We start from the raw sequence: 5,410 nt of genomic DNA, 5'->3' as shown, positions 1-5,410 counted from the left end.
GTTATGAGTATCAATTAGATGATGGAGCTTGGCAAACTGATGGAATATTCACAGACCTGCAATCAGGACAGCATACTATTACGGTAAGAGATACCAATGGATGTGGAGAGATTGTTAAGACCTTTGGGCTGATAGACTTTATGCAGTTCTTTACACCAAATGGTGATGAGTACAACCCAACATGGAATATCATTGGACTGCAAAATCAACCAGCGGCGAAGATTTATATCTTTGATAGGTATGGAAAGCTCTTAAAACAGATTAGTCCTGCTGGACCAGGATGGGATGGAACTTTCAATGGAAACATTATGCCGTCAGCTGATTATTGGTTTAGAGTGGAATATGTAGATCCATTTGATGGAACTCCAAAAGAGTTTATCAATCATTTTACACTTAAGAGATAATTTACACAGAAATAAAAAAAAGAAAAACCGAAGGAATACTACCTTCGGTTTTTTTATTTGTACTATATCAAGTCGTAATATACTTTCTCTAATTAGATGATTCCTCTTTTAAAAGTAGGGTTTTAGGGTTTTTAATTGTTATTTATATGAAACCGAACCAGTGTGCTTTCCCTTTTGCACACATACCAAACTTACTCATATTATGAGAATACTAACTGTATTATTATACATTCTAGCTTTACTTGCTTTAAATATTGCTTCCGCACAAATTACAGTAGATGGTACAACAAATAGTTTAAATCAACTAGTTAATGATATTCTGATAAACAGTCCGTGTGCAAGTGCAAATAATGTCATTAGCCCTAATAATAGTGATATAGCAGGGAATGGGTTTCAAAGTTATGGCTATTTTAACAGAAACGGATCGGACTTTCCTTTTGATGAAGGAGTTGTGTTGACAACAAGTAATCTAGTTGAGATTCCAGGTCCAAATGATGAAGATTTAAGTCTTGGAAATATAGGTTGGACAGGAGATGCAGATATTGCTGCATTACTTCAAGTACCATTAGGTCAAACTTTTAATGCTACTGTTGTAGAATTTCAATTTACACCTTTAACAGATAGATTAAGCTTTCGGTATCTTATGGCTTCAGAAGAATATACAAATAACTTTCCTTGTCAGTATGCTGATGCATTTGCATTTATTCTAAGTGGTCCAGGGATTTCATCAACCCAAAGTTACAATCATGATGCAGATCCTTCAACACCAGACATCCTTGTTACTTTAGGTGGTAAAAATTTGGCCGTAATTCCTGGGACAAATATTCCTGTTAGTGTTACTAACATTCATAATTTAATCAGTTGCCCACCTGGAGAATTAGGATCATTTGCATTACCCGAATTTTACGATACTACACTAAGTGGTTCTGGTGATACAGATTTTAATGGGCAAACTATAACACTTACAGCAGAATCAGCCGTGATTCCAGGTGAGACATATTCAATTAAATTAGTAATTGCTGAAAATCAAGATGAAAGTTTTGACTCAGCAATATTTATAGATGGCGGTAGTTTTAATATTGGAGGTGATTTAGGTCAAGATAGAACATTGGCTTTACAAACAGCTGGATGTGATGGTGATACTATTTTATTAGACCCAGGAGTATCCACAGCTGGAGCAGTATATACATGGTTCAAAGATGGAGATGAACTTACAACAGAAACAGGAGCTACACTATCAGTGACAGAACCAGGATTGTATGCTGTTGAAATAGTCATTCCTGGAGGTTGCGATCTTAATGATGAGATCATTGTTGAATTTGTTGACAATCCTGTTATAGTTGCAACACCTGGTGATTTAGTTCAATGTGATGATAATAATGATGGTTTTTTTTGGTTTGATTTTACAGCATTTGATGGAATGATTTCTGGTACAACAGGTCCTTTCAGTACTTTTACAGTAAGTTATCATTCTTCACAGGCAGATGCAGATGCAGATTTAAATGCTTTGATAAGTCCATATACAAATCAAACAGCTTACACACAAGAAACGATCTATATTCGTTTAGAAAATACTTCTGTCGGTAATTGCTTTGTCACTGATAGTTTCACCATAAATGTGGCTGATCAACCTACTGCAAATGTGGTTTCAAATTATGAATTGTGTGATGATGCTATTGATGGAAATTCTCAAAATGGTTTTACATCTTTTGATTTAACTACAATAAATATACAGGTATTAGGTGCGCAAGATCCTACGTTATATAATATTACATATCATGAAAATCAAAATGATGCAGATACTAATACCGCTGCTGTATCAGTTTCATATATAAATACTACATCAGGTGGAAATCAAATTGTGGTACGCATTGAAAGTATAGAAAATCCTAGCTGCTATGATACAACCACATTTTTAACAATAGTTCAACCATTACCTATTGCCAATGTTATTGATGATCAATTGATTTGTGATAATGATAATGATGGTTTTTCTACGTTGAATTTGGATGATTTTACAGCACTGGCGTTAGGAACTCAAAGTGCCACTCAGTTTTCTGTCACTTATCATCCTACTCAGGCTGATGCTGATACAAACATGAATCCAATCGCTGGAATGTACACCAATCAAGCTGCATATACGTTGGAAACAATTTTTATTCGTGTTGAAAATAATGACAATATAGATTGTTTTGCTACTACTTCTTTTGATTTCGATGTGTTCGATCAACCAACTGCAAATCCTATTGCTACTTATGAACTCTGTGATGATGCTATCGATGGTGATGACACCAATGAGTTTTCAACTTTTGATCTTACTACAATTGATCCGCAGGTGTTAGGCACACAAGATCCTACTCAGTTTACAGTCTCATATCATCCAAATCTAAACGATGCCAATGATAATATGAACGCACTTGCTGATGCATACATCAACGCAATGGCTGGTGGGAATCAAGTATTCGTGCGTATTGAAAACAATGACAATCCAAACTGTTTTGAAACTACATCCTTTGATGTAGTGGTCAATCCACTTCCTATAATCTTACAACCTGTTGAACTTCGTCAATGTGATGATGATACCGATGGTGTTTCTGATTTTAATCTAACAGAAGCCAATTCACTTTTATCTGCTGACTCTGCAAATGAAACCTTCACCTATCATACCAGTCTAATGAATGCTATGGATGGTGTTAGTGCTATTGCTAATCCAACTGCGTATTCAAGTACAAATGCTGTAACTCTATATGTGCGTATTGAAACTGTAAATGGCTGTCCTAGAACTGGAGAAGTAAACTTATCTGTTGCCACAACTCAAATCCCTGCTTCATTTCAAATTGCTTATGAAGTCTGTGATGATGATTTAGTGGATGGTGATAACACCAATGGAGTTGCTACCTTTGATTTTAGTTCTGCACAAGCACAAATCAATGCACTCTTTCCAGCCACTGGACAAACACTTACAATTACATACTACGAAAACTTTGCCGATGCACTAGCAGAAACCAATGCTATTGCAGATATCAGTAATCACCGTAATGATGCATCACCAAACTTACAGAACATTGTTGTGCGTGTCGATAGTGATGTGGATAATGCATGTCTTGGACTGGGAGAACATATATCACTTACAGTAAATCCATTACCAACTCAAAATACAATTACAGACTATATAGTCTGTAGTGATGATGCCAATCAATTTACATTTGATTTAACCATTAAAGATACCGAAGTAATCGATGGACAGGCTAATATTGACGTTTCGTATCATGAATCACTTGCTGATGCACAAGCCGATACAGCGCCTATTACAGGTCCATACACTTCTTTTCCTAGAACAATTTTTGTGCGCGCCATAAATACCGTGACAGGATGTATCAATACAGCCATGAGTTTTGATCTGATCATCAATGAGAATCCAATCGCCAACATGCCTGATGATTTAATTGTATGTGATCAGCCTTTTGACGGGATTGCTCCTAGTGATCTAAATTCACAAAGTGCACAAATCATCGGAACACAAACTGGTGTATCTGTACAATACTATCTCAATTTAGTAGATGCACAAACAAACACAAACCCACTTGCCTCTCCATATACAAACATCAGCAATCCACAAACTATTTTTGTTCGTGTTCAAAATGGAACTACAGGATGTTTTAGTATTACTAATTTTAATATCGTTGTTAGTGAGTCACCAACTATTTTCCCTGCAACACCATTAGAATACTGTGATACAGACAACGATGGTTTTGGAATCTTTGATATCAGAAGTACTGAGAGTCAAATTACAGGTGGTGTAATTCCAGGACAAGTAACAGTAACTTATCACGAAACACCAGAAGATGCTGATAACAATGTGAATGTTTTAGCGGATAATTATACCAATATCAATGCCTATACTCAAACAATTTATGTCCGTGTGGAGAATGTCCTTACGGGATGTTTCAATGTAGTATCGCTTGATCTTATTGTTCATGATTCACCTGAGATCGCTGCTATGGATGCAACAATTCTTGCTGAATGTGATACGGATACTGATGGGATTGCACAGTTCGATCTTACTCAAAGTGAACCAGACATTCTAAATGGAGAAGATCCATTAACACATGATATTTCTTATTATAACACACAAGCCAATGCTGTTTTAGGAACTGGTGTAGGTCAGATCAACAATGCAAACGCTTACAGTAACATACCACCAAGTCCACAAGTGATTTGGGTACGTGTGGAGGATTTAGCCACAGGTTGTTTTACAGTGACCAATCTAACGCTTGTTGTCAATGAATTGCCAACACTTGTACAATTACCAGGTTTAGAAGCTTGTGATGCCATTAGCCTTAATGATGGGATTGAAGTATTTGATCTAACGTCTCTTGCTGAGGACTTACTTAACAGCGCGCCAGGGATTAGTCTTGATTACTATGCCAATGCAGTGGATCTAGCTAGTGATACTCCTATTGCGGATCCAACGATGTATAGCAATACTGAGATTGGAGTACAAACCATCTTTGTAAGAGCCACTAATGACACCACAACATGTGAAAATACCATTACTTTTGATATTAGAGTCAATCCACTTCCGAGTCCAACCCTTGATCCAAATGGAATGCTAACAGCTGACATTTGTGATGAGGACAATGATGGATTCCAACTCTTTGATTTAAATGATCTGGTAAATGATATTATCAACAATGAGCCTGATGTAGATTATAGTTTCCATGAGACACTAGAAAATGCACAGATGAATCTATTCCCGCTTGCCTCTCCATATACCAATATTATGATGGATAGTCAAACAATCTATGTTTTGGCTACCAATACTGTGACAGGATGTTTTACTGTCACACCATTATTATTAACAGTTACGCCAATTCCAGTATTGCCACTGGTGATTACAGATTTAGAAGAGTGTGATGATGCGTCAAGTTTAGATGGCTTTGATATGTTTGATCTTACTCAGACACAGACAGAGATCTATGGAACACAAACCCCAGGAGACTTCA

General features: G+C 36.5%; 2 protein-coding genes. Both read left to right on the top strand.

Translation table 11 applies throughout. The features are described from left to right. The coding region (locus tag ACUUYC_RS25320) for a T9SS type B sorting domain-containing protein (protein WP_474269315.1) at window positions 1-404 on the top strand (404 nt) is incomplete at its 5' end. 202 nt (window positions 405-606) lie between these two features. Next, window positions 607-5,410 (top strand): choice-of-anchor L domain-containing protein (locus ACUUYC_RS25315; protein WP_474270617.1); only part of this gene is annotated, 4,804 nt, incomplete at its 3' end.

The organism is Kordia sp. E (assembly GCF_056033805.1).
This window is presented reverse-complemented; position numbering and strand designations above follow the sequence as displayed.